Annotated in this window: 22 protein-coding genes, 1 tRNA gene and 1 rRNA gene; 21 read left to right on the top strand and 3 right to left on the bottom strand. The window is 29.8% G+C overall.

Going from position 1 to position 23,387, the window contains the following annotated elements; all coding sequences use genetic code 11:
- From BMY79_RS08080 to BMY79_RS08100, 5 genes are all read left to right on the top strand, one after another.
- Positions 1-236 (top strand): 23S ribosomal RNA (locus tag BMY79_RS08080); the annotation flags it as partial.
- A 59-nt stretch (positions 237-295) separates the two neighbouring features.
- A tRNA-Trp gene (locus BMY79_RS08085) sits at positions 296-366 on the top strand.
- A 610-nt stretch (positions 367-976) separates the two neighbouring features.
- Complete coding sequence (trpS, locus tag BMY79_RS08090; RefSeq protein ID WP_022748980.1) at positions 977-2,065, top strand: tryptophan--tRNA ligase; 1,089 nt, start codon at positions 977-979, stop codon at positions 2,063-2,065.
- 98 nt (positions 2,066-2,163) lie between these two features.
- Positions 2,164-2,673, top strand: a complete 510-nt coding sequence (locus BMY79_RS08095) for a GNAT family N-acetyltransferase (RefSeq protein WP_022748981.1) — start codon at positions 2,164-2,166, stop codon at positions 2,671-2,673.
- Positions 2,666-3,607 carry a magnesium transporter CorA family protein gene (locus tag BMY79_RS08100; RefSeq protein WP_022748983.1) on the top strand — a complete coding sequence of 314 codons (942 nt, stop codon included), beginning with the start codon at positions 2,666-2,668 and terminating at the stop codon, positions 3,605-3,607. Before BMY79_RS08095 ends, BMY79_RS08100 begins: the two co-directional genes overlap by 8 nt.
- A 227-nt stretch (positions 3,608-3,834) precedes the next feature.
- On the opposite strand, the gene BMY79_RS08105 is transcribed toward BMY79_RS08100, so the two are convergent.
- Entirely contained in the window at positions 3,835-4,695 is an 861-nt protein-coding gene (locus tag BMY79_RS08105; RefSeq protein WP_022748985.1) for a class I SAM-dependent methyltransferase, read from the bottom strand.
- Between the two features lie 375 nt (positions 4,696-5,070).
- On the opposite strand from BMY79_RS08105, the gene BMY79_RS08110 reads away from it, so the two are divergent.
- Positions 5,071-7,179 carry a cyclic nucleotide-binding domain-containing protein gene (locus BMY79_RS08110; RefSeq protein WP_022748986.1) on the top strand — a complete coding sequence of 703 codons (2,109 nt, stop codon included), beginning with the start codon at positions 5,071-5,073 and terminating at the stop codon, positions 7,177-7,179.
- A 243-nt stretch (positions 7,180-7,422) separates the two neighbouring features.
- Here the strand turns inward: BMY79_RS08110 and BMY79_RS08115 are convergent, their stop codons facing one another.
- Positions 7,423-7,869, bottom strand: a complete 447-nt coding sequence (locus tag BMY79_RS08115; protein WP_027422519.1) for a hypothetical protein — start codon at positions 7,867-7,869, stop codon at positions 7,423-7,425.
- Between the two features lie 274 nt (positions 7,870-8,143).
- Here BMY79_RS08115 and BMY79_RS08120 point away from each other — a divergent pair, with 274 nt between their 5' ends.
- The 9 genes from BMY79_RS08120 to BMY79_RS08160 all read left to right on the top strand — a co-directional run bounded on the left by BMY79_RS08120 (position 8,144) and on the right by BMY79_RS08160 (position 15,989).
- Entirely contained in the window at positions 8,144-9,064 is a 921-nt protein-coding gene (locus tag BMY79_RS08120; protein WP_022748989.1) for a Fic family protein, read from the top strand.
- Positions 9,065-9,142: 78 nt separating this feature from the next.
- Positions 9,143-9,952 carry an amino acid ABC transporter substrate-binding protein gene (locus BMY79_RS08125; protein WP_022748991.1) on the top strand — a complete coding sequence of 270 codons (810 nt, stop codon included), beginning with the start codon at positions 9,143-9,145 and terminating at the stop codon, positions 9,950-9,952.
- 31 nt (positions 9,953-9,983) lie between these two features.
- The gene (locus BMY79_RS08130) at positions 9,984-10,637 is read left to right on the top strand and encodes an amino acid ABC transporter permease (protein WP_022748992.1); all 654 of its coding nucleotides are present in this window, start codon (positions 9,984-9,986) and stop codon (positions 10,635-10,637) included.
- Between the two features lie 41 nt (positions 10,638-10,678).
- Positions 10,679-11,440 carry an amino acid ABC transporter ATP-binding protein gene (locus BMY79_RS08135; protein ID WP_022748993.1) on the top strand — a complete coding sequence of 254 codons (762 nt, stop codon included), beginning with the start codon at positions 10,679-10,681 and terminating at the stop codon, positions 11,438-11,440.
- A gap of 142 nt (positions 11,441-11,582) precedes the next feature.
- On the top strand, positions 11,583-12,713 hold the full coding sequence (locus BMY79_RS08140; RefSeq protein ID WP_074730737.1) for an anti-sigma-I factor RsgI family protein: 1,131 nt from the start codon (positions 11,583-11,585) through the stop codon (positions 12,711-12,713).
- 215 nt (positions 12,714-12,928) lie between these two features.
- On the top strand, positions 12,929-13,483 hold the full coding sequence (locus BMY79_RS08145) for an NUDIX hydrolase (RefSeq protein WP_074730738.1): 555 nt from the start codon (positions 12,929-12,931) through the stop codon (positions 13,481-13,483).
- 143 nt (positions 13,484-13,626) lie between these two features.
- A complete protein-coding gene (locus BMY79_RS08150; protein ID WP_022748998.1) occupies positions 13,627-14,316 on the top strand; it encodes a GTP pyrophosphokinase in 690 nt (229 codons plus the stop codon).
- 288 nt (positions 14,317-14,604) lie between these two features.
- A complete protein-coding gene (locus tag BMY79_RS08155) occupies positions 14,605-15,534 on the top strand; it encodes an SseB family protein (RefSeq protein ID WP_022748999.1) in 930 nt (309 codons plus the stop codon).
- Between the two features lie 74 nt (positions 15,535-15,608).
- Positions 15,609-15,989: a hypothetical protein gene (locus BMY79_RS08160; protein WP_022749001.1), complete on the top strand. Its 381-nt coding sequence runs from the start codon at positions 15,609-15,611 to the stop codon at positions 15,987-15,989.
- 167 nt (positions 15,990-16,156) lie between these two features.
- Here the strand turns inward: BMY79_RS08160 and ybaK are convergent, their stop codons facing one another.
- Positions 16,157-16,636, bottom strand: a complete 480-nt coding sequence (ybaK, locus tag BMY79_RS08165) for a Cys-tRNA(Pro) deacylase (RefSeq protein ID WP_022749002.1) — start codon at positions 16,634-16,636, stop codon at positions 16,157-16,159.
- Between the two features lie 168 nt (positions 16,637-16,804).
- Between ybaK and BMY79_RS08170 the strand changes: the two genes are divergently transcribed.
- The 6 genes from BMY79_RS08170 (at position 16,805) to BMY79_RS08195 (ending at position 23,324) form a co-directional block, all read left to right on the top strand.
- On the top strand, positions 16,805-17,422 hold the full coding sequence (locus BMY79_RS08170; protein ID WP_022749003.1) for an HdeD family acid-resistance protein: 618 nt from the start codon (positions 16,805-16,807) through the stop codon (positions 17,420-17,422).
- A gap of 32 nt (positions 17,423-17,454) precedes the next feature.
- Positions 17,455-17,685 (top strand): hypothetical protein, encoded by a 231-nt coding sequence (locus BMY79_RS08175; RefSeq protein WP_022749005.1) that lies wholly within the window; start codon positions 17,455-17,457, stop codon positions 17,683-17,685.
- A 21-nt stretch (positions 17,686-17,706) separates the two neighbouring features.
- Positions 17,707-18,279, top strand: a complete 573-nt coding sequence (locus BMY79_RS08180; protein WP_022749006.1) for a TetR/AcrR family transcriptional regulator C-terminal domain-containing protein — start codon at positions 17,707-17,709, stop codon at positions 18,277-18,279.
- A 126-nt stretch (positions 18,280-18,405) separates the two neighbouring features.
- Positions 18,406-20,514, top strand: coding sequence for an efflux RND transporter permease subunit (locus BMY79_RS08185; protein ID WP_022749008.1), 2,109 nt, complete (start codon positions 18,406-18,408; stop codon positions 20,512-20,514).
- A gap of 57 nt (positions 20,515-20,571) precedes the next feature.
- Positions 20,572-22,665 carry a hypothetical protein gene (locus BMY79_RS08190; protein WP_074730739.1) on the top strand — a complete coding sequence of 698 codons (2,094 nt, stop codon included), beginning with the start codon at positions 20,572-20,574 and terminating at the stop codon, positions 22,663-22,665.
- 71 nt (positions 22,666-22,736) lie between these two features.
- Complete coding sequence (locus BMY79_RS08195) at positions 22,737-23,324, top strand: manganese efflux pump MntP (RefSeq protein ID WP_022749010.1); 588 nt, start codon at positions 22,737-22,739, stop codon at positions 23,322-23,324.
- Positions 23,325-23,387 lie beyond the last annotated feature (63 nt).

Below are 23,387 nucleotides of genomic sequence, written 5' to 3' on the forward strand. Positions count from 1 at the left end.
GGACCGGGATGGACGAACCACTGGTGTATCTGTTGTCGACCAACGGCATAGCAGAGTAGCCAAGTTCGGAAGGGATAAACGCTGAAGGCATCTAAGCGTGAAGCCCCCCTCAAGATGAGATATCCCCTCCTAAAAGGAGATAAGACCCCTGAGAGACTAACAGGTAAATAGGGCAGAGGTGGAAGTGCAGTAATGTATGTAGCTGACTGTTACTAATAGGTCGAAGGCTTGACCAAAAAAGGTTTTTAATAACTTGTATGAAGTTTTGAAGATATATGAAACAATTAAAGATTGAAGGGGTGTAGTTCATCGGTAGAATAAGAGTCTCCAAAACTCCAGAGGAGGGTTCGATTCCTTCCACCCCTGTGAGAAGTACTTATTTTAAGTACTTCTTTTTTTATGCTATAGATTAACATCTTTCTTGACAAGGAAAGAATTTATTGATACTATGGTTAGGTGAGATAAACTGATGATTGAGAGTAGTAGATATGTTAGTAAACGTATAGAGAGTCGCTGATGGTGGAAATGCGATGGTTGAGATGTATTGAATGGACTCATGAGGGCGAAAACAAAGCATATTTGTTATATATGTGATTAGTTTTCGACGGTATTGCGCCGTTATTGCAAGGCATATGATAGTATGTTACAAATACACAGGTGGCTATATACTCTTATCCTATGTGATAAGGGTTTTTTTATTTTATATTATCTGTTTAGGATAGGCAGCACAAATTACGTAGCTTGTTAGCTGTATATAATATAAGCTTAAAAAATATAAAAACAGTCTATATAGTATAAGCTTAAAAAATATAAAAACAGTCTATATAGTAGAAGCTTAAAAACATAAAATAGTCTATATAGTATAAGCTCAAAAACATAAAAACAGTCTATAAAATGCAAGCTAAATATTATTAAATCGATAAGTAGATATTAAGTAGATATTATGTAATAAGAGAAAGTGTAGGGAGAAAGAGATATGGAAAAGATAATTTTAACAGGAGATAGACCAACTGGAAGATTGCATGTTGGTCATTATGCAGGTTCATTAAAGAGAAGAGTTCAACTTCAAAATAGTGGAGAGTTTGATAAAATATATATTATGATAGCTGATGCACAAGCGTTAACTGACAATTTTGATAATCCAGAGAAAATTAGACAGAATATTATAGAAGTTGCATTAGATTATTTGTCTTGCGGCATTGATCCAAAAAAATCTAATATTTTTGTGCAATCACAGATTCCAGAATTAACTGAATTAACATTTTTCTATTCAAATTTAGTTACAGTTTCTAGATTACAAAGAAATCCTACTGTAAAAAATGAGATAAAAATGAGAAATTTTGAAGCAAGTATTCCAGTAGGATTTTTTACATATCCAATTAGTCAGGCTGCTGATATTACAGCTTTTAAAGCAACAACTATACCAGTTGGTGAAGATCAGTTACCAATGATTGAGCAGGCAAGGGAGATTGTTAGAAAATTCAATTCAGTTTATGGAGAAGTTTTAGTTGAGCCTGAAGTAATTTTGCCAGAAAATGATGCTTGTATGAGATTACCTGGAATTGATGGAAAACAAAAAATGAGTAAATCATTGGGAAATTGTATTTATCTATCAGATTCAGAAGAAGAAGTTAGAAAGAAAGTAATGAGTATGTATACTGATCCTGAACATATTCAGGTATCTGATCCAGGTCATATTGAAGGAAATACTGTTTTCACATATCTAGATGCCTTTTGTAAGCAGGGACATATTGATGAGTATGCCCCAGATTACAGTTGTCTTGATGAAATGAAAGCACATTATAAACGTGGTGGATTAGGCGATGTTAAAATTAAAAAATTCTTAAATAATGTTTTACAAGAGGAACTTTCACCAATTAGATTAAGACGTAGCGAGTTTGAAAAAGATATTTTAGGTGTATATGATATTCTAAAAGAAGGAAGTATTGTAGCTAGAGAAAAAGCTGCTCAAACTATGAGAGAAGTGAAAGAAATGATGAAAATAAATTATTTTGAAGATGAAGAATTAATTAGAAAACATTGTGAAAAATATTCTTCAAAGTAATATTTTGATTAAACCGATATAATGTATGAAATAACTTTATGTAGGTTTAATTGGTTAGTTTTATTTATATTAGCTAAAGCAAGATAGGAAAGTTTTTTATGATACGAAGAGCAAGATATGAAGATATATGTCAACTAATGGATATATATAATGAAGCAATAATTAATTCAATTGCAACTTTTGATACTGAAGAGAAAAGTTTTGATGAGCGAAAAAGATGGTTTGAAGAGCATCTTGAAGATCCATATGTTATTTTCGTTAAAGAGATAGATGGTGTTGCAGTGGGATATGCATCATTATCAAGATATAGAGATAGAAAAGCTTTTGATGGAAGCGTTGAAATTTCAATATATTTGCATAAGGATTATCGCGGACAAGGTATTGGAAAAGAATTAATGGAATTTGTCCTAGATTTTGCACAAAAGAATAAAAAAATTAATACAGTTGTTTCATTGATTACTGGTGAAAATATTTCGAGTTGTAAGCTTCACGAGAAATTTGGGTTTAAATATTGTGGAGAATTAAAAAAGGTTGGTTTTAAATTTAATAAGTGGTTAGATTTAAAAGTTTATCAGATTATATATGAAAGAGATGAAATGAATGGTTAAGTATTATAAAACTGATAATAAGATGATTTTTGAGCAAAAAGAAATCGGAAGCGGTGTTTGGGTTCAAATGATCAATCCGACCGTTGCGGAAGGACAATATATTGCGGAACAATTGAAGGTAGATATTGAAGATGTCTTGGCAGCATTAGATGAGGAGGAAAGTTCACGTATAGAATTACAAGATGGCTACACGCTGATTTTGGTGGATATTCCGACGACAGAAATTCGTCACGAGAAAGAATCTTATACAACTATACCATTAGGTATAATTCTAACATCTGATGTTATTTTAACAATTTGTACTGAAGATACTCAGGTTTTACATACTTTCATTCAGAATAGGGTGAAGGAATTTTCTACGAAAAAGAAATTAAGATTTGTGTATCAAATATTATATAGAACAGCGGCGCTTTATCAGAGTAATCTTCGTGTTATTGATAAAATGCGAACAGAAATAGAGGGACGTATTGGAAACGACACAAGAGAAGAAGATTTAATAGCGTTACATGAATTAGAATCTACACTTGTTTATTTTGCGACATCTTTAAGAGCAAATGGCGTTGTATTAGATAGATTAACTAGATACAAACGACTTGAACAATATCCTGAAGATAAAGAGCTTTTAGGAGATGTTATTATTGAAAATCAACAGGCGTTTGAGATGACTAGTATTTATAGAGATATTGTACAAGGTACGAGAGAATTGATTTCATCGGTTTTAGATAATAGATTGAATGCTGTAATGAAAACACTTACATCTGTAACTTTAATAATGGCTGTTCCAACTGTAATATCTGGTATATATGGTATGAATGTTGATACTAGATGGATGCCTTTAGCTAAAACTACACATGGATTTTCAATAATTATATTGTTGACTATAGTTATATGCGTGATATTGATATTGATTTTACGTAAGAAAAAGATGCTGTAGAAAAAATAGAGGACTAGAATTAAGATATTTAAAATAAAAGTCTAGGATATTAAGATATTTAAAATAAGAGTCTAGGATATTAAGATATTAAAAATAAAAGTCTAGGATATTAAGATATTAAAAATAAAAGGATAGATATTAATATATTTTCTAAATAGAGTTAAATCTAAAAGGAGAATATATAATATCTATCCTTTTTGCAGTTATAGTAAATATATTATTTTGGTCTATTTGCCTTCAAATCGTCCACTTGCACCACAAGGTAAAACTAATCCTGTTGAGTGAACTGGTAGTCCAATTTCATCAGCTGTAACTGTTCCAGGAAAATCTTTTAATGCTGTTGTAATCATGTATTTTAATACGGCTGGTTGTAAACCTGTTGTGTATGAGTTTACAAGGAAAAATAGAGGATTTGGAACTAAAATTTGAGTACATAATTTAATTAAATTATAAATATTGTCTTCGATTTTCCAAATTTCCCCTTTAGGTCCACGGCCATATGATGGTGGGTCCATGATTATAGCGTCATAGTGATGTCCACGTCTAATTTCACGTTCAACAAATTTTACACAATCATCAACTAGCCAACGAATAGGAGCATCTGCTAAACCTGAAGAAATAGCGTTTTCTTTGGCCCATGCAACCATTCCTTTTGAAGCATCTACATGAGTAACCTGAGCACCAGCTTCTGCAGCCGCAAGAGTCGCTCCACCTGTGTAAGCAAAAAGATTTAAAACTTTGATAGGACGATTAGCGTTTCTTATTTTATCTGAAAACCAATCCCAGTTAACTGCTTGTTCAGGGAAAAGACCAGTATGCTTAAAGCTAAATGGTTTTAATTGAAAAGTTAAATTTTTGTAATTAATACTCCATTGTTCTGGTAAATCGAAGAATTCCCATTCGCCACCACCTTTTGAACTTCTGTGGTAATGTCCATTTTTCTTTTTCCATCCCTTACTTTTTTTAGGAGTATCCCATATTACTTGAGGATCTGGACGAACTAGGATATAGTCACCCCAGCGTTCTAATTTTTCGCCTCTAGAGCAATCTAAGACATTGTAGTCTTTCCAATTATCAGCAACCCACATATATAAATCTCCTTTCGTGAAATCGTCTGAATTAAAATTTAGTTATAGAATAATTATTTATTTAATAATTATGATTATCAGTTTATATAGTATTTATTTGATAATCAGTAGAGCAATGATTTATGTTTTAGAGTTTGAGTTTGTATGAACTCTATAGAATCTCAAAAAATACGCAACTTCAATTATAATGTCATAAGAGAGATACGTCAATTTATTTTTGTATTAAAAATATATAAAAAACAATTTTATAGTAAACCTTTTTTATAGTAAGTTTTCCTGTGAAATAAGAAACGTAATTAAAAAAAATAGTATACCGATATAGTTTTAAAGAGATATATGGTCTGTAGATGATTAAAGAGGAAGGATGAAACTAGAATGAGCTTAATAGAGATAAAAAAAGGTCAGATAATACATGGTCTAGAGGATGAAGTTAATACAATTGATATTGTTTTAAAAGGCACAATAAAGATGTTTTCTGATTGTATTGATGTAAATATTTCTACAGGAGGAATATTGGGATTAGGGGAAACTCCAAATGAAAAATATTTAAACACTTATCAAGCAATGACGGATGCGACTGTGTATAGTTATAAATATGAATCAGACAATGATATAGAAAAAGCAATATTATCGAATCCTAAAATAGCAAATGTTTTAGCATCCCAAACGGTACAACTTTCGTGTAATGCATATGTGAATTTGAAGAAAAAGTATGAAAAAATGTTATCAAATATAGAAGAATTAAGAAAAAATGAAAAAGAATATCCTACTCTTTGTGCGTTAGTAGGTGAACCATGTAGAACTTTTTTCGAACTCTATAACATAGAAGAGTTAAAGCAAAGCGAAATAATTAACAGTTGGAGGGCCAATTTTGTTACTGAGTTATATAAAAATGATGCTAAAATACGTGAAAATTTTTACGGAATAAATGCTTCAATGTGTAGTGGAACGGTACTTGTAAATGCGACTTTGTTTAGAAAAATTTTAGCTGAAAGTAAATATATATATGAATATAATTTGAATTTCATGAAATCATCTGCTAATTTTAAATCTATTTTTTTAAAAGTAAAAGCTAAATCGGAACAGTTAAAGAGAGATTCTTTTGAGGATGATGAAAATGTAGTTATCGATAATGCAATAGATGTTATTCTTGAGTATGCAAACATTGATGTTGATTTAAAGATTAGATTTAAAGAAAATGTTGAAAAATATAGTGCCTCTTCGAATAGAACAGATACATCGGATGAAATGCGAATACTTAGAAGAGATATTGCAAAGGATTTTTATAGTATTTATGTAAATATATTCAAAAAAACATTAGAAGAAGAGATGGTTCCGATAGAAGTGACGATGTTTTTGATGTTTGGTTTTATTGACGAGAAACTTGCTGGGGAGGAATACACTAAGGAGTTGTATAAATTAGCAAAAAACTATGAATCTGATGAAGATGGTAAGGTTGTTACATTGGTTGAATGGCTTAGAATGGTATATGACGAAAAAGTTGAGCCATCAAGAAATGAGTTTGATGCGGATTATCCAACTTTTCTTAGAGAGCAAAAGGCTCATGGTGAAATTTCAGATGCAGAGTATAACGAGTTGCTTGAAGATAAAGAGAAAAAATTAGAGTTTGAAGTTAAGAATTTCTTTACATTAGGAAATAGAATGTCTTTTGGTAGGATTTCTGTTTTTATACCTATATTTGACAAGGAAAATGTTCAAAAACCATTAGATGTTTCTTACATGTCGAAAGAAGTGATTAACGATATTTTGAATAAAATAAAAAGTATTGATTATAGTTTATTTTATAGAGAGACGGTTTTTTCAGATGTATCAAAAGGAATTAATCAATTATATGTGAAAAAAGAAATTATGCCTTATGTAATTTTGTTCCCAAATTTAGGAACAAGAAGTTCTATGTGGCAGGAAATAGAAGGAAGACGTAGAGCTACACCAGCAAGAATGCTTATTTCTATATTCCATTTTGAAGATGTTGAAATGAGTTTTTTGAGAATCTGTGGCGAATATCGTTGGGAGATGTGCAAGACTGTACAAGGTGCATATTGGAATAATATTAAAGATCCTTCATTAACATCTGAGTATTGTGATTATTTACAGTTTTATAAGAAAAATTCACAGTTATCAACAGATCAAAAGGAAAAGTTGAAACTACAGTTGAAAAAGTATTCAAATAATTTTAGAAATGTTTTTATAGCAGATTATATGACATATATGAAATTTGAAGTCGCAGGATCATTGAGATTAAATAAGGTTACAAGAGGAATTTTATCAACATATTGTGCTTTTTCTAAACCATTTAGAGAAAAATTAAAAGAAAATCCTCAGTATAAAGAAGTTCTTGCAAAATATGATAATACTATTAATTCACAACAAGTATTAATTTCTAACGTTATTAAGAAATTAGAATCACAGGGGGCAGAGATTCCTGAAGATGTAATTATGCAAGAAAAATTCTTGAAACTTTAAGCAAAATTAACAGTAAAGTTGATGAGTAGTTGATACGAAATAGTTAATGTAAAGGATGAGAGATTATGAATGTAGGGTTAAATTTGATATAGAAATCTATACTATGTAAGTATAGTTTATATATAGATGATGGTTCTCATAGGGAAAGTTTCTAGAATGACCTATGAGGCCATCATCGTAGTTTATGGTCAAAAATCATAAAAAAGTTTTTTAAAGTTTTACATATAACATTTATAAATTAATTTATAAATTAAAATATTTATTCCAATCTTCTAGATTACGTTGACTAGTAAGAGTAAGTAAATAAGTGTGGTCTTCAGTGTCAATTGAAATAGTATATTTATCATCAGTTTGTTCAATATTGTTAATTGTGCAAGAAATTAATTCATTAACAGCTTGTTTATAATTTTCTTCTGGTATAGGTGAATCGTTTACAGTTTTTAAAAGTTTTCCATCTGCGTTATAAACTTTATAGCCTTCGTTTATAAAGGATGTTATTGTGGCTTTTTCTAATGTTAGTATTAGATTATTAGTGCGCATTGTACGAATATCACGATTAGTAGAATTAGATGGTAAAATTTTTACATTATCGAGATATAGCATAAAGTTATCTAGCGAAAAGCGAATATCACTTATATATGCGTCTTTAAAATCAAAATTTTGTAATTCATTTTCTGTTGTAAATTTCATTATATTATATTACCTTCTTTCGTTAAGCTAATATTAATTATAAAAAATTTGATAAGAAAAGACAATAATAGTGTATTGAAAGAAACTTTTATATAAAGTAGAATTATTGAATAAAAGTATTATAAATACCTTATGTTTAGTACGAAATAAAGTATGGAAGTCTAAATTTAAGAAACAATGTATATGAATTTAGAATTAAGAAGCAATGTATGCAAATTTAAATTATATTTTGTATGTAGAATGAAGAATGTAAGTTTTTAAAAGGAGATTTTGTATGGATTTAAATGATAATATTAAGCAGGAATATAAATCAGTCACACAAATTGCGCAAGAATGGAAAATAACAACTAGGGCAGTTAGAAATTATTGTCAGGAAGGAATGATTCCTGGAGTACAAAAAATAGGAAAGATGTGGCTAATTCCTGAAAACGCTAGAAAACCTATTAGAATGGAGAGTAAAAGGAAGAAAAAAGGTTTGTTAAAGGCGTTAGAGATAGAAATGAAAAAAGGAATTGATGATGGAATTTATCATGGATTTGTTATTGATGCTACATTTAATACGTTTAAATTAGAGGGCGGAAAATTATCAAGAGAGCAAGTTCGCTATATGCACGACGATAAAAGTTTATCATTAGGTGGAAATATTCTTGATGTTGATGAAATCATAGAGATGAGTAATCATTTTAGATGTTTAGATTTTATTATTAAAACAGCAAAAAAGGATCTTGATGAAAAATATATAAAGAAACTATTTTTTATGTTAGAAAATTCCACTGATGTAGTAGAAAATCTTACTTCAAAGAATTCATGTTATAAAAAATCAGAAAATAAATTTAATGAAATCGAAACTGTAAAACCAGAAAATGTTGAAAAAGAAATAAAAATATTATTAGATGAATATAATTCAAAAGAAAATGTAGAATTAGACGATGTATTATATCTTTTACACCGTTTTATGATGATTTCGCCATTTTCGATTTCTAATGGAAAAATCGCGAGGCTAATAGTATTGAAAGAATGTTTAAAGAATAGAATTGTACCGTTTTTAATTGAGGAAGATATGTCTGTCTTTTATTTAAGAGGAATAGAAAAATGGAAAGAAGAACCTTCTATTTTAAAGAACATAACATTAGTAGCACAAGAAAAGTTTAGTTCATATTTAGAATATTTTGGAATTAAATATAATAATATTTAACCTACCTATTTACAATGTGATGTTATTATGATAATCTATTACCATATTAGCATACTAAAGTAAAAAGGAGAGAAAAATATGAAAGCAAAAAAACTAAAAATTTCTTTATTGGTTGTAATAGCGATACTTATTGCGGTGTTAGGAGTTTATAGTGGCTTACACAATAAGAAGAAAGTACAAGATAATAAGAAAGATACATTTGTAGTTGGTTTTGATCAAAATTTTCCACCTTTTGGATATAAAGATAAAAATGGTGAATTTAAAGGCTTTGACATCGATTTGGCAAGAGAATGCGCGAAAAGAATGAATAAGAAACTTGTTTTAAAACCAATTGATTGGGATTCAAAGGATATTGAACTTGAAACAGGAAATATAGATTGTATTTGGAACGGATTTACAATAAACGGAAGAGAGAAGAATTATGCTTGGACTAAGGCATATATGGATAATTCTCAAGTGTTTGTAGTTAAAAAAGATTCGAATATTAATAATGCAAAAGATTTAGCTGGAAAAGTAATTGACGTTCAGATGGATTCATCAGCAGAAACAGCTTTAAAAGATGAAGATCATAAGGATTTATTAAAAAGTTTTTCTAAAATGCAGACAGTAGGAGACTATAATACAGCAATGATGGATTTAGAGTCTAGTGCAGTTGATGCAGTTGCAATGGATGTTTTTGTTGCAAAAGATCAAATAAAAGGACGTGAAGATAAATTTGCAATTTTAAAGGATAAAATTTCAAATGAAAAATATGGCGTTGGATTTGAGAAGAAAAATACTAAGTTAAGAGATTTAGTTGAAGAAAAATTAATTGAAATGAAAAAAGATAAAACTTTTGCAAAAATCTCAAAAAAATGGTTTAAGGCAGATGTTTGTATTTTAAAATAATAAAAAATGGAAGGGTTGTTTTGATTTTTTTATGAATATGATAGATATTGTATTACAATTAGCTGATGGCATGATGGTTACAATAATGATTTTTATGTTGACACTTATTTTTTCATTGCCTCTTGGTTTAATTGTAACAACAGGAAGAATGTCAAAGAATTATTTATTACAGGCAGTTGTTAAGGTATATATTTCGATCATGAGAGGAACACCTTTGATGTTACAACTGTTAGTTGTATATTATGGACCGTATTATTTGTTTGGATGTAAATTGTCGCCAGAATACAGAGGCATTGCTGTTATTATTGGATTTTCTATAAACTATGCAGCATATTTTGCGGAAATTTTTAGAAGTGGTATATCATCTATGCCTGCTGGACAATACGAAGCAGCAAAAATATTAGGCTACAATAAGTTTCAAACGTTTATTTTTATAATTTTACCACAGGTTATAAAAAGAATATTACCGGCAATTACCAATGAAGTAATTACATTAGTTAAAGATACTTCGTTAGCATTTTCGATTGCATATTCAGAGATGTTTTCAGGGGCTAAGGCACTTGCAGCATCAGAAAAAAGTATGCTTCCTTTTGTAGTAGCGGCTATTTTTTACTATATATTTAATTTTGCAGTAGCTACAGTTATGGAACTTTTTGAAGATAAATTAAGCTATTATGAAATATAGTATATGTTTAAAAATAAAATATTATGGAACGGAGTATATTTATGTGTGTATTAGAAATGAAACATATAAAAAAGAGTTTCGATGGAAACGAAATTCTCAAAGATATAAGTTTTAGAGTAAATGAAGGAGATGTCGTTTCGATTATTGGACCTTCTGGTTCTGGAAAATCAACACTTTTAAGATGTGCAACTTTTCTTGAAACAATTGATGATGGAGAACTTTTATATTTAGGAAAAAAAGTTGTTGAATCTGATGGAAAAAAAGCTATATATGCTGATAAAAATAGTGTGAAAAAAGCAATGGAGTGTTTTGGCTTAGTTTTTCAGAATTTTAATCTTTTTCCACATTATTCAGTGTTGAAAAATATCATTGATGCACCTATTAGAGTGCAAAAGAGAAATAAAGAAGAGGTTATCAAAGAGGCTAGAGAATTATTAAAAAAGATGGGATTAGAAGGAAGAGAAGATGCATACCCATGTCAATTATCAGGTGGGCAGCAGCAGAGAGTTTCAATTGCTAGAGCACTTGCACTAAAGCCACAAATACTATTTTTTGATGAACCAACTTCAGCCTTAGATCCAGAGTTAACAATAGAAATTTTAAAAGTCATTAAAGAATTAGCAAAAGAAAAAATGACAATGGTAATTGTAACCCATGAAATGGATTTTGCAAAAAATGTTTCAAGCAAAATGATTTTTATGGATAAAGGATTTATAGTTGAGGAAACAACTCCAGAGGAAATGTTTAATTCGAAGAATCAACGAACAATGGAATTTTTAGGAAAATATAAAAATGTTAATTAAAATTTGACATTTCTGTAAATAATGTATAAAATAAGGTTAGGTGTCTCAAGAAATATTATGTTAAATTATTCTTGAGGCATTTTTAGTTTTAGGTGATTAATATTTGTAAAATATATAAGATATAGAAGACAGAGAGTTGAATATGAAGGCATTAATTTTAGACAAGGATAAAAATAATGAAGTTGTTGTACTTAGAGAAGATGGTGAAATTTTAACTGTCGATTGTCAGGGTATGATAGGCGAAACCATAGAACTTGAAAAACAAAAAAATATAAAAGATGAAATGGTAGAGTATATCAAAGAAATAATGTTTGCATGCGTATGTTTTGCAATTGTTTTAATTGCAACAGCTAGTTATAATTTTTATTGTCGAAGTCCATATATATACGTGTCACTAGATATTAACCCTTCGGTAGAGTATACTCTAAACCGCCAAGGAAAAGTAATTGAAGTCAGTGCACTCAATATTGATGGAAAGAGGGTATTAAAAAAATATAATACAGTATGTAAAAAATATTGTGACTTTGATAAAGCAATTGATACAACGACTGATATCCTTTATAAGGAAAATTATATCAAGAAAACTAATAATTATATTCTTATGAATATTTCAAGTGATAATAAGAGTACAATTAGTAGTTTAGAAAATCATATTGAAGAATTGATTAAGAAAAAAGGCGATAAGTCTTTAAATCTATATTTTACAGAATCAAATAAAAAAGTGCATGAAAAGGCTACTAAACTCGGTATTTCAACAGGACGTTATGTCATGATGGAAGACATATATAAGGATGAGAGTGACGATGATGGTGAAATACCAAGCGAGGAAGAAAAGGTCAAGGTATGTCAAAATGATTCTGTTTTTTCATTGTTATCATCAACTGGAAGAATTTCTAGTGATAAAGATAAGCAAAGTGATAGTACCTATAGTGATGAAAAAAAAGAAAAAATAGATGATTTTTCAAAGGAAAAGGAATATAATAGAAGTACTAAAGATGACAAAGAGATTTGTTATCAAGAAAAAGTAGATAAACAAGAAAACGAAATGGATTTTGAGACTTTAAATCAAAAAAATAATGATAGTAAAGTTAATAAAGAATTCACAGATAAAAATGGAAAATCGCTCAAATACAATAGTAAAGGTCTTGTTAAATCAAATGGATCTAAGTCGAAAGATACGGCAACGATTGATGAAACAACGGATCCTACAAAACAAGCACAAAGTAAAGAAAATTCAAAGTCTAACAATAAGACCGAAGAAGACGAGCGATAGGTTGAAATATTAAACTTTTTGTGGTAAAAATAAATTATATATAAATTTTATAAAAAAAGATTCGATAAATATTAATATAATATTATTTATATATATTTACTAGTTTATTAATAAGACAAAAGGGGGGACTTATATTATACTAGTATTTACATTATAGGGGTGACTAGAAAGCTAACGAATTTAACCAGTATTCCTTTAATGGAGAGAGGAAACTTATGAAAAAATTGTTGGTTCTAGATAGTAAAAATTATACAGATGATATGCCTGTTTTTGAGAAACACGCAGTCCGTACAATTATTGTTAAAGAAAATAAAATTGCAACGCAGCACGGAACAGCAGGTGATTATAAGATAATCGGTGGAGGTATAGAAAACGGGGAAACCTATATTGATACGATTATAAGAGAAGCAAGGGAAGAGGCAGGTCTATTAGTAAAACGAAATTCTGTTAAAGAATTGGGCGAAATTGAAGAGATTAGAGAAGATTTGTATCAGAAAAATTTAAAGTATGTATGTCATTCTTATTTTTATTTTTGTGAAGTAGAGGATGAGATGGTTGAGACGAATATGACTTTAAGTGAAATAAAAAAGGGTTATCATTTATGCTGGGCTACGCCAGAGGAAATTATTGATGCTAATTCATATTTTTATTATTCACCATGGATTTATAGAGATACAATGTTTGTAAAGATGTTACAAAATCATCAATTTGATGACGTTATTTCATTTGACAGAAAAAGTGAAGAAGTGTCTAGAATGTTAGTAAGGTAATTTCAATTTTAGTTCTGTTATTATAATTGACATAACCATGATTGAATTATTTTCCTTCAATAAAATGTGTTAAAGGCGAAAGGTACGGTTAAACGTTATTAGAACATGTGACAGTGTATGTTGGTTAATTGGGGGGATGTATCATGGAACACACATTAAAAAATACTCCGGTAGTATTTAGGACAAGAATAGAATTTAGTGATGATGAAATTCGCAGACAGGAAATTATTAGAAGATGGAAAGATGAAACTTTTCAACATGAACATAGTGTTGCAAGAAATAAGGTTATTGATTATATAGAATTTTTAAATAAATTGTATATAAAAAAGACTGGAGAAGGTTTTGCAAGACATATTGAAAGTAGAATGAAAACTGCAGATAGTATTTGCGAGAAGCTACAGAGAAAAGGTTGTAAAGTTAATTTTGATGTTGCGTTAACTAGACTAAATGATATTTCTGGAGTTAGAGTGATTTGCTTTTGTTTAAAAGATATTTATTGGATTGTAAATAAAATAAAATCAGATGGTAAATATCAAGTTATAAAAGAAAAGGATTATATCAAACATCCAAAATCAAATGGTTATCAGAGTTATCATTTAATTTTAGGAGTTCCGATTGAGACTCCTAAGGGGCAAAAGATGATGAGAGTAGAGATTCAACTTCGTACAATCATTATGGATGCGTGGGCTTCTGTTGATCAGAGAGTAATCTATAAAAAGAAAAAACGTATCTCATCTAAATTAAAAGAACGAGTTAAACAGTATGGTAAGATGGGAAATATGCTAGATGATTTAATCCAGGTTACTTTAGATGAAAATTATAAAAAGGTATAAAAATCACAAAAAGAAGTAAATCTGATAAAAACGAATTAAAACATTAAGAGCTAGGAGAGTAAGTATAATTCTTCTAGTTCTTTTTTTGGTATGAGAGAAATTATTGCATAATAAACAAAAAAACGTATATTTTTTCGTATATTAATATCTAGTTACAAAATTATTAGAATATGATAAAATGAGAAGGGATAGGCGGAGTGTTGATTGGAATTAAAAGATAGATTCTAAGAGACATGTTATAGATAAATGAATTAATAAAATAAGGGTTTGATTAAGAAAGGGTAAAAAATGGAGAATAAAAACAAGGAAAATCAAAAAATTGATGTCGAAATGACAATTGAAATAGAAAACAAAGAATTAGGAGAATTAATTGTAGCATATAATGAGCACAAAGATGCAGAGCATCTTACTAAACTAGTTAATCATATCATGGAATGTAGGGTGTTAGTACCAGCATTAATGAGTGAAGATAAAAGTCCGGTGCCAGCTTTTATACAAAATAGTGATGATGAGTTGTATATGCCAGTCTATACATCTGCAAAACATATTCCAGAAGAACCAGCTAGTCCACTAGTTATTAATATGCCATTTTTAGCAGTGGTTGAGATGGCAGTTACTCCTGAATTTAATGTTGAGGGTATTATTCTTAATGCTTTTACAGATAGTTTAATTTTTAAATTACCACTTTTAGAAAAAATAGTTGAAGTTGAAAAAGAGAAAACACAAGGTGTAATTCCTTTAGATGAACTTACAGATGAGCAATATCATGTTTGGACAAGAAAACAAGTTGAATTTACACTTTTACCTAAGAAGTTATTTGAAGAAGGGGATAAATTTATTCAAGAATTATCTGATGGAAAAGAAAAGTACATGGACGAACTTTATGAAGAGTTTTATCAGGAAAAAAGAATGTATCCATATTTAGAGGAAGAATTTTCTGTTATGACTATGAACATAAGTGATGATGTTTCTATTGTTCGTGTAGATTTTCCTGAAAGATATATGCAAGTGCCTTCATGTTATAGAGTATATCTTGTATGGGATAGACAAAAAAATGAAGGTAAATACTTTACAATCGAAAAAACTGTAAATGAAGATATAAGATTGTTAGGTGGGGTTATGCCAAAAATATCACATGCTAGTTATGGAGAAGCACCTGATGAAGGTAACGAGTTACAAACAATTATAGATCTTATAGAAGATAAAGTAATTGCGTAATAAATTTTTGTTATTGACCTTCACCGAGAAGTATCAGATGTGAGCTAATTAGCTCATTTATGGAGGTATTGTTTATGTACGCATATTTAGATGATGGAACTTTTGATTTGCTGGGAATGAACTATATTTTAGAAAAGGGTATTGAATTATCAGCGGGTCATTTCCAACCAGAAGCTTATATTAATTTTGTGAAAGAACCAGATTTTGGCTGTGAGGGTCGTCCGGAAGGAAAACCTATTTTTGCAGAATTAGAGGTTTACACAATAAAAGGTCCTAAGACTTTATTAGCTGCTTTACAGACTTTAGATGAGACTGGTTTATATGATCAGATGTGGGTCGGATACTTAAAGAAAAAGGATGGCTCACTTGAATTTGTAAGTTGCAGAGATGGTGTGGATGAGTACACTGTTGTTGATAAGGTGAAATGGGATAATTTAATGGTAAAAAATAAGTAAAAGTTATATAGAAAAAAATAAGTATACAGTTATATAGAAAAAATAAGTATACATAGAAAGAAAAGAAGTAGAATAAAAGTAAAAGAAATATGATAAAAATAAAAGTCATACAATTGCAGAAAAATAAATGCAATTGTGTGACTTTTTGCGTTTTGAGATTTTCTAATTTAACGAATTATATCGCCAAAAGATGCACGAACAACTTTTGCTAGATCATGTGGATTTAATTTGATTGAAGTTCCAATTCTTCCACCGCTTATATAGATTTCGTCATATTTTTCAGCAGTTGAATCTATTATAGTTTGGAATTGTTTTTTCATTCCAAGAGGTGAACACCCACCTCTGACATAACCTGTAATTGCTGTTAAATCTTTGACGTGGATCATTTCTACGGATTTTTCGTTAACTGAACGTGCAGCCGCCTTTAAATCAACTTCTTCAGCGATAGGAATAACGAATACATAGTAGTTATTACTTTTACCCTTCATTACAAGTGTTTTATAGGATTGCTCTATAGAAGCACCAGATGCTTCGGCTGTGTGAATGCCATCAATAAATTCATCACATTCATAGTTTATAAGTTCATAATTTACCTTGTTACGTTCTAAAATACGTACTGCGTTGGTTTTTGCTTCCTTCTTAGCCATTTCTTTCCTCCTATTGGAATAAACGATTTTTGTATTGACTTAGTCAACATGGATTATAACAAACTAAATAATAAATTACAAATTTAATAAAAAATGTTATCTTGAAGTGAAATATTTAGAATGATATAATGAAGCTGAATAGAATGGTATAAATAGGAGTGAAAAATTATGTATAAAGCGTTGAAAAAGATATATAGCATTTATAATAATGCGATTGCAATGGCTATAATTTCATTTGTTTTTGGATTAGTGTTATTAATTTTTCCAATAGGAAGTGTATCAGTATTAAGTGTAGTAATAGGCGTTTTATTTATTGTTGCTGGATGTTTTTTAATGGGTAATTATTTTTTAGATCAAGCAACAGCGGGTTTTACAACAGGATTAGGCTTGTTTCCTTTGGTTTTTGGAATATTGTTAATAGTTAATCCAAGATTTTTTATTGATTTTATTCCAACAATGTTTGGAATATATATGTTATTTCTAGGTTTAGGTGAATTATCTAAAGTTTCAATGTTAAGAAACAGTGGATATAATGTTGGCCTTAGTAAAGTTATGGCAATATCAACAATCGCAGTGGGCATGTTATGCATGATTTTTTCATGGTTTGTTGCCAAAACTGCTATTAGAATTGTTGGAGCTGCATTAATTTACAAAGGAATATCTAAAGTTATTTATGATAGAAACATAAAGAAAAATGCATCAGATTTTTTTGATAGGGAATCTGGTTTTAATGCATCTAGATATGATGATTCAGATATTATAGATAGTAAATTTAAAGATGAATAATAGAAGAGTATGTTACAGAAAGAAGGAATTGTATGAGAAGAATGGAGTTTAAAATGGAAAGACCAGGCCTTACAAAAGTTGGTGACCATTTAAAGATTACAGAAGGTAAATTACCTACTTCATATTATTATACAATAGAACATGCAATTGCAATGTCAGGTAATTACGAAGTTAGTCAACGTCTCAAGTCAAGAGAAGGAGAAGTCGTAGAAATAGAAGAGACAGAGAAGGGGTATTATGTTATTATGGAGTTTGATGAATAAATTTGTGAGGATAAATTAAAAATGGTAGGACAAAGAAAAAGTAATGCTATTGATGAGGTGTTAGCTGAAAGCTTAAAAGCGTTAGTCGAAAAAAGACCATTAGAAAAAATAACAATAAAAGAAATTACTGATAAAGCAGGAGTTATTAGACCAACCTTTTACAACCATTTTCAAGACAAATATGAATTGACGGAATGGATAATAATGACAGAGTTAATCGAACCAATGCGTCCACTGATTCAAAATGGTATGGTTAGAGAAGGTATGGAGATTCTGCTTACCAATATGGAAAAAGATAAATTATTTTACACCATGGCAGTAAAACTTGAAGGACCTATCACTTTTATGGATATAGCAAAAAAGTGTGCCGAAGAGGTTTTATTAGAAATGATAAAGGAAAATTCAGAAAATACTCATATGAAAAAACATAGATGGCTTACACCAGAACATGTTGCAAGTTATTATGCCCAATCAATGTGTTTTGTAGCAATTGAATGGGTAAAAAGTGGAATGTCAGTTTCTCCGAAGGAACTTTCAGAGGTATATGAGTATATTTTAACGCTTTCGCTAGACGACATTTTTCAGAAAATGTAGTTTTTAGTATACAGATTTTTAAAAATGTATATTTAACTGAACACATATAAAAGATTGAATATTTTAATATTCAGTCTTTTTTTTTATTATATATGTATAGAAAATAGTGAAAGAGAAGGTGGCAAAATGATTAAGTTTGGTAAGTCAGTTGTTAAGCTAAGAATTCCAATATTAATATTATCGTTTTTATTATTAATACCAGCAGGAATTTCATACTTAAACACAAAAGTAAATTATGATATTTTATCATATTTACCATCACAAATTGATACTATGAAAGGTCAAGATGTATTATTAGATAAGTTCGGAACTGGTGCTTTTTCTTTTGTGGTATTAGATGGAATGGAAGATAAGGAGATAAAAGATCTTGCAAGTGAAGTAAAAAAAGTTGATCATGTAAAAAAAGTACTTTGGTACGGATCAGTTGCAGATGCAAGTATTCCAACAGAAGTTCTCCCAAGTGAAGTAGAAAAATTCTTTAAAAACAGAGCAAAAGATTCACAGTTGATGGTTGTTTTATATGATAAATCAATGGGTGATGATGTTACAATGGATGCAACAGATAAAATTCAAAGCATTCTAAAGAAGGATTGTTTTGTAAGTGGTATGTCTGCTGTATTAAGAGATACTAAGCAGCTTTCTGAAAAAGAAGTTTTTGCATATGTTGTAATTTCAGCAGTATTATGTTTCATTGTTTTATCAATTACAATGGATTCATTCATTATTCCAATCTTATTCTTATTAAGTATTGGTATGGCAGTAATTTATAATTTAGGAACGAATTTTGTACAAGGACAGATTTCATATATTACACAAGCACTTGCAGCGGTACTACAGCTTGCAGTAACAATGGATTATTCGATTTTCTTATGGCATTCATACCAAGAAAATCAAGAAAGATATGGAGATGATCATCTTAGAGCAATGTCACATGCCATCTCTAATACAATTACATCAGTTGTCGGAAGTTCAATCACAACAGTGGCTGGTTTCGTAGCATTGTGTTTTATGAGCTTTACACTTGGATTAGATTTAGGTGTTGTAATGGCAAAAGGTGTTGTATTTGGTGTATTAGGTTGTGTAACAGTTTTACCAGCAATGATTCTTGTATTTGATAAATGGATTGAAAAAACAAGACATAGAGTTTTACTTCCTGACATGGGAATTATTTCAGATTTTGTTGTAAAACATTTTAAAGCTATATTATTGATATCATTTATTATTTTAATACCATCGGTATGGGGATATACACATACTAATGTATATTATGATTTGGCCGGAACAATGCCAGACAGCTTGAAGAGTAAACAAGGAAATGATGAGTTGGCTAAAAACTTTGATATGGGTGCAACTTCAATGATTTTGACAGATAGTTCTATGAGCCCTAAAGATAGTCGCCATTTGATAAAAGAAATAAAAGATTTAAAAGGTGTTAAATTAGCAGTATCACTTGATTCTATTGTTGGACCAAGTGTACCAGAGGAAGTTATTCCTGATGAAGTAAAAAAAGAATTAAAATCAGGTAAATATCAATTAATGTTAGTTACATCTGAGTATAAAACAGCATCAGATGAAATAAACGCTCAATGTAAACAGATAGAAAAAATAATTAAAAGATATGATAAGTCAGCTAAGTTAGTAGGTGAAGCGCCTTGTACTAAAGACTTGATTAATATTACTAATGAAGATTTTAAACGAGTTAGTGTAGTTTCAATCGGCGCAATATTTATTATTATTTTATTAGTATTTAAATCAATTAGTTTACCATTTGTATTAGTAGCAGTTATTGAATTCGCTATTTTTATAAATATGGGAATTCCAGCATATACTAATACAACATTACCTTTTATTGCATCAATCGTAATTGGAACAATTCAATTAGGTGCTACAGTTGATTATGCTATTTTGATGACTAATAAATACAAGAAAAACAGATTTAAAGGAATGTCTAAACGTGATTCAATTAATTTAGCATTAGAAAGTGCAACACAGTCAATTATCGTTAGTGCATTAACATTCTTTGCAGCAACATTTGGTGTAGGTATGTATTCACAAATTGATATGATTGGTTCACTTTGTTCACTACTATCAAGAGGTGCAATAATTAGTATGTTTGTTGTTATTTTAGTATTACCATCTATGTTCATGGTATTTGATAGAGTGATTTGTTCAACAAGTGCGGGTTTTAAAAGTGAAAACTTTCATGTAGCAGACGAGAGTGTTAACAGAGAGTAATAACTCAGGGAAATAAAGGAAAATAGTAAATAATAGTTTTAGGATAGGAGGATTATCATGAAATTACAAGAGTTAAAAAATGTATTTAAAAATAGATTTACAGTAAAAGTTATAGCAGGTGTTTTATCAATTTCAATGATTGCTACAGGTGCATCAGTATATAGTGTTTATGCTGAAAAAACACAAGCAGAAGAAGTACAACAAGAAAAAGAGGAAACTGTAGATGAATTAGTTGATAAAGAATCTAATACAGTTTCTGAAAAAGATATTGAAAAAGAAGAAACAGTTTATGTTCTTTCTAATGCAAGTGGAAAAGCAAAAAAGACTATCGTATCAGAACATTTATTAAATAAAGATAAAAAAGATAGTATCGAAGATAAATCTGATTTATCTAATATAAAAAATGTAAATGGTGATGAAAAATTTACAAGAGACGGAGATAATCTCAAATGGGAAGCAAATGGTAAAGAAATATATTACCAGGGAACAACTAAAAAAGAAGCTCCTATTACACAAAAGATTACTTACAAATTAGATGGTAAAGAAATTTCACCAAAAGAGTTAGCAGGAAAATCAGGTAAAGTTACAATTCGTTATGACTTTACAAATAATACATCTTTCAAAGAAAAAGTAAACGGAGAAGATGTTGAAGTTTGCGTTCCATTTGCAGCGGTAACTGGCTTAAGTTTAGATTCAAAATTCTCAAACGTTGAAATTACAAACGGTAAACTTGTAAATGTTGGCGAAAAAACAATGGCAATTGGATATGCTCTTCCAGGTGTAAAAGATTCACTTGGTGTAACAAATAATGATTTTACAGGTGATGTAAACATTCCAAACTATATTGAAGTTACAGCAGATGTTAAGGATTTTGAATTAGAAGGATCAATGACAGCAGTAGTAAATGCAGCTTCATTAATGGATAAAAAAACAGAAAATAATTCTGATTTAGATTCAATGGTAAATGAATTAGTTGATGCGACAAATAAATTACAAAATGGCTCAAAAGAATTATCAGATGGAATCGGAACACTAGATTCTAAATTCAAAGAGTATGCATCAGGTATTGGAGTACTCCAAAATGGTATTAAAGAATACACAAATGGTGCAAGTAAAGTAGCTGATGGAGCAAATACATTAAATAATGGTGTTAAAACATTAGCATCTAGTTTACCTGCTTTATCTAGCGGTTTAAATCAGTTGGCAAGTGGTGTAGATCAGGCTAAAGCCGGTAGTGATAAATTAATAAGTGCTTATAGCGGTAACGGAACAGCTCAAAATCCAGGTTTATACAATGTTACTCAACAATTAAAACAAGGATTAGCAAGCTTTGGACCAAGCATTACAGCATCAATTGATAATTCATTAAATGGTGTGTTTGCTAAAGTAAATGAAGCATTAAAAGCATATAACATGAGTGTTAATGAACAAAATCATACGCAGGTTATCAATGCTGTAGTTGGAAATTTATCGCAGCAATTAGCTACTCTTCCAACAAGTGGAATGTCACCAGATCAGATGGCTGTAGCACAACAGAAAATTATTACTACAATAGCTTCATTAGAGCAGGCAGAAGGAGCAATTAATACATTACAGCAAACAAAACAAAGCTTAAGCCAAAATGAAGGAATTGGAAAATTACAAGCAGCAGTTAATGGAATTGCACAGTATGTTGGTGATGCGAATACTCCAAATTCACTATATGGTGGAACAGTTGAATTATCAAAAGGATTAGGAAAATTACAAGCAGGTACATCTACAATTAACTCAAAAGTACCAGAATTATTAAATGGTGTAAATAAATTAACAAACGGAACACAACAATTAGCAAATGGTTCAAATACATTAGTAAGTAACAACGCAAAATTAAATAATGGTGTAGATCAATTGAACAATGCAACTGGTCAGTTGACAGTTGGTATTGCAAAATTAAATGATGGTTCTAAACAGTTATCAGATGGTATTGTTAAATTCAATGATGAAGGAATTTCAAAAATTGTAAATTCTTATAACGGAGATTTAAAACCATTCGCTAATAAGTTACAGGCAATGTTAGATGCAAGTAAAGATTACAATAGTTTTGCAGGTATTTCAGAAAATACAAAAGGAAATGTAAAATTTGTATATAAAGTAGCTGAAATTAAGAAATAATAAAAATATACTGGAAAATATGATAACATTATGTATAATATGTTATAGATAATAGTTGTAGGAGGAACAATATGACGTGGGTTGAAAATTTACTAATCATAGTAGGACTCTCATTGGATGTGTTTGCAGCTATGGAGTGTCAGGGATCATTGGTTAGAAAAGTTGATAAAAAACATTTATCATTAGTTACAGTGATTATCGTTGTAGCCCACTTGTTAGCACTAGATATCGGTTATTTCCTGGCTACACTTCTATCGAAATATGGTGATACTTCAGAAGAAGTATTCATTGGACATATTCTTGCAGTCATTATCTTATTTGGTCTAGGAATTAGACTTATAATTAAAGCTATTGTTAATGAGCAAGTTAATGAGCATTTAGAGCAACACCTTGGTTTTAAACGATTTATTCCATTGACAGGTTTGACAGGAATTTATACATTGGTTGCTGGATTTGCCTTTGGGTTTATCGGAACTACAATATGGCAGTTATTAGTGATGCTTGCAATAGCACTTGTGTTATTTGTAGTAAGTGGAATGTATTGTGGATTTAGATTCGGGTTTGAGTCAAAAAGACGTGCATACGTTATTGGTGCAATCTTGCTAATAGTAGCTGGCTGTGATATGGTACTACGTTTGATTTTCAACACGGGCGTGTAAAAATTGATAGGAAGTAGTAGGTATACAGATAGGCTATCTATAGGCTTACAAGTAAAAAGTTAA

It is taken from the genome of Lachnobacterium bovis, assembly GCF_900111325.1.
Taxonomy (GTDB): Bacteria; Bacillota; Clostridia; order Lachnospirales; family Lachnospiraceae; genus Roseburia; species Roseburia bovis_A.

Excerpts from the sequence above, each read along its gene's own strand:
- BMY79_RS08125 (WP_022748991.1), top strand. The coding sequence starts at position 9,143 with ATGAAAGCAAAAAAACTAAAAATTTCTTTATTGGTTGTAATAGCGATA.
- BMY79_RS08150 (WP_022748998.1), top strand. The coding sequence starts at position 13,627 with ATGGAACACACATTAAAAAATACTCCGGTAGTATTTAGGACAAGAATA.
- BMY79_RS08105 (WP_022748985.1), bottom strand. The coding sequence starts at position 4,695 with ATGTGGGTTGCTGATAATTGGAAAGACTACAATGTCTTAGATTGCTCT.
- BMY79_RS08115 (WP_027422519.1), bottom strand. The coding sequence starts at position 7,869 with ATGAAATTTACAACAGAAAATGAATTACAAAATTTTGATTTTAAAGAC.
- BMY79_RS08195 (WP_022749010.1), top strand. The coding sequence starts at position 22,737 with ATGACGTGGGTTGAAAATTTACTAATCATAGTAGGACTCTCATTGGAT.
- BMY79_RS08145 (WP_074730738.1), top strand. The coding sequence starts at position 12,929 with ATGAAAAAATTGTTGGTTCTAGATAGTAAAAATTATACAGATGATATG.
- BMY79_RS08110 (WP_022748986.1), top strand. The coding sequence starts at position 5,071 with ATGAGCTTAATAGAGATAAAAAAAGGTCAGATAATACATGGTCTAGAG.
- BMY79_RS08140 (WP_074730737.1), top strand. The coding sequence starts at position 11,583 with ATGAAGGCATTAATTTTAGACAAGGATAAAAATAATGAAGTTGTTGTA.
- ybaK (WP_022749002.1), bottom strand. The coding sequence starts at position 16,636 with ATGGCTAAGAAGGAAGCAAAAACCAACGCAGTACGTATTTTAGAACGT.
- BMY79_RS08190 (WP_074730739.1), top strand. The coding sequence starts at position 20,572 with ATGAAATTACAAGAGTTAAAAAATGTATTTAAAAATAGATTTACAGTA.
- BMY79_RS08135 (WP_022748993.1), top strand. The coding sequence starts at position 10,679 with ATGTGTGTATTAGAAATGAAACATATAAAAAAGAGTTTCGATGGAAAC.
- BMY79_RS08155 (WP_022748999.1), top strand. The coding sequence starts at position 14,605 with ATGGAGAATAAAAACAAGGAAAATCAAAAAATTGATGTCGAAATGACA.
- BMY79_RS08175 (WP_022749005.1), top strand. The coding sequence starts at position 17,455 with ATGAGAAGAATGGAGTTTAAAATGGAAAGACCAGGCCTTACAAAAGTT.
- BMY79_RS08180 (WP_022749006.1), top strand. The coding sequence starts at position 17,707 with ATGGTAGGACAAAGAAAAAGTAATGCTATTGATGAGGTGTTAGCTGAA.
- BMY79_RS08185 (WP_022749008.1), top strand. The coding sequence starts at position 18,406 with ATGATTAAGTTTGGTAAGTCAGTTGTTAAGCTAAGAATTCCAATATTA.
- BMY79_RS08160 (WP_022749001.1), top strand. The coding sequence starts at position 15,609 with ATGTACGCATATTTAGATGATGGAACTTTTGATTTGCTGGGAATGAAC.
- trpS (WP_022748980.1), top strand. The coding sequence starts at position 977 with ATGGAAAAGATAATTTTAACAGGAGATAGACCAACTGGAAGATTGCAT.
- BMY79_RS08130 (WP_022748992.1), top strand. The coding sequence starts at position 9,984 with ATGAATATGATAGATATTGTATTACAATTAGCTGATGGCATGATGGTT.
- BMY79_RS08170 (WP_022749003.1), top strand. The coding sequence starts at position 16,805 with ATGTATAAAGCGTTGAAAAAGATATATAGCATTTATAATAATGCGATT.
- BMY79_RS08100 (WP_022748983.1), top strand. The coding sequence starts at position 2,666 with ATGGTTAAGTATTATAAAACTGATAATAAGATGATTTTTGAGCAAAAA.
- BMY79_RS08120 (WP_022748989.1), top strand. The coding sequence starts at position 8,144 with ATGGATTTAAATGATAATATTAAGCAGGAATATAAATCAGTCACACAA.
- BMY79_RS08095 (WP_022748981.1), top strand. The coding sequence starts at position 2,164 with ATGATACGAAGAGCAAGATATGAAGATATATGTCAACTAATGGATATA.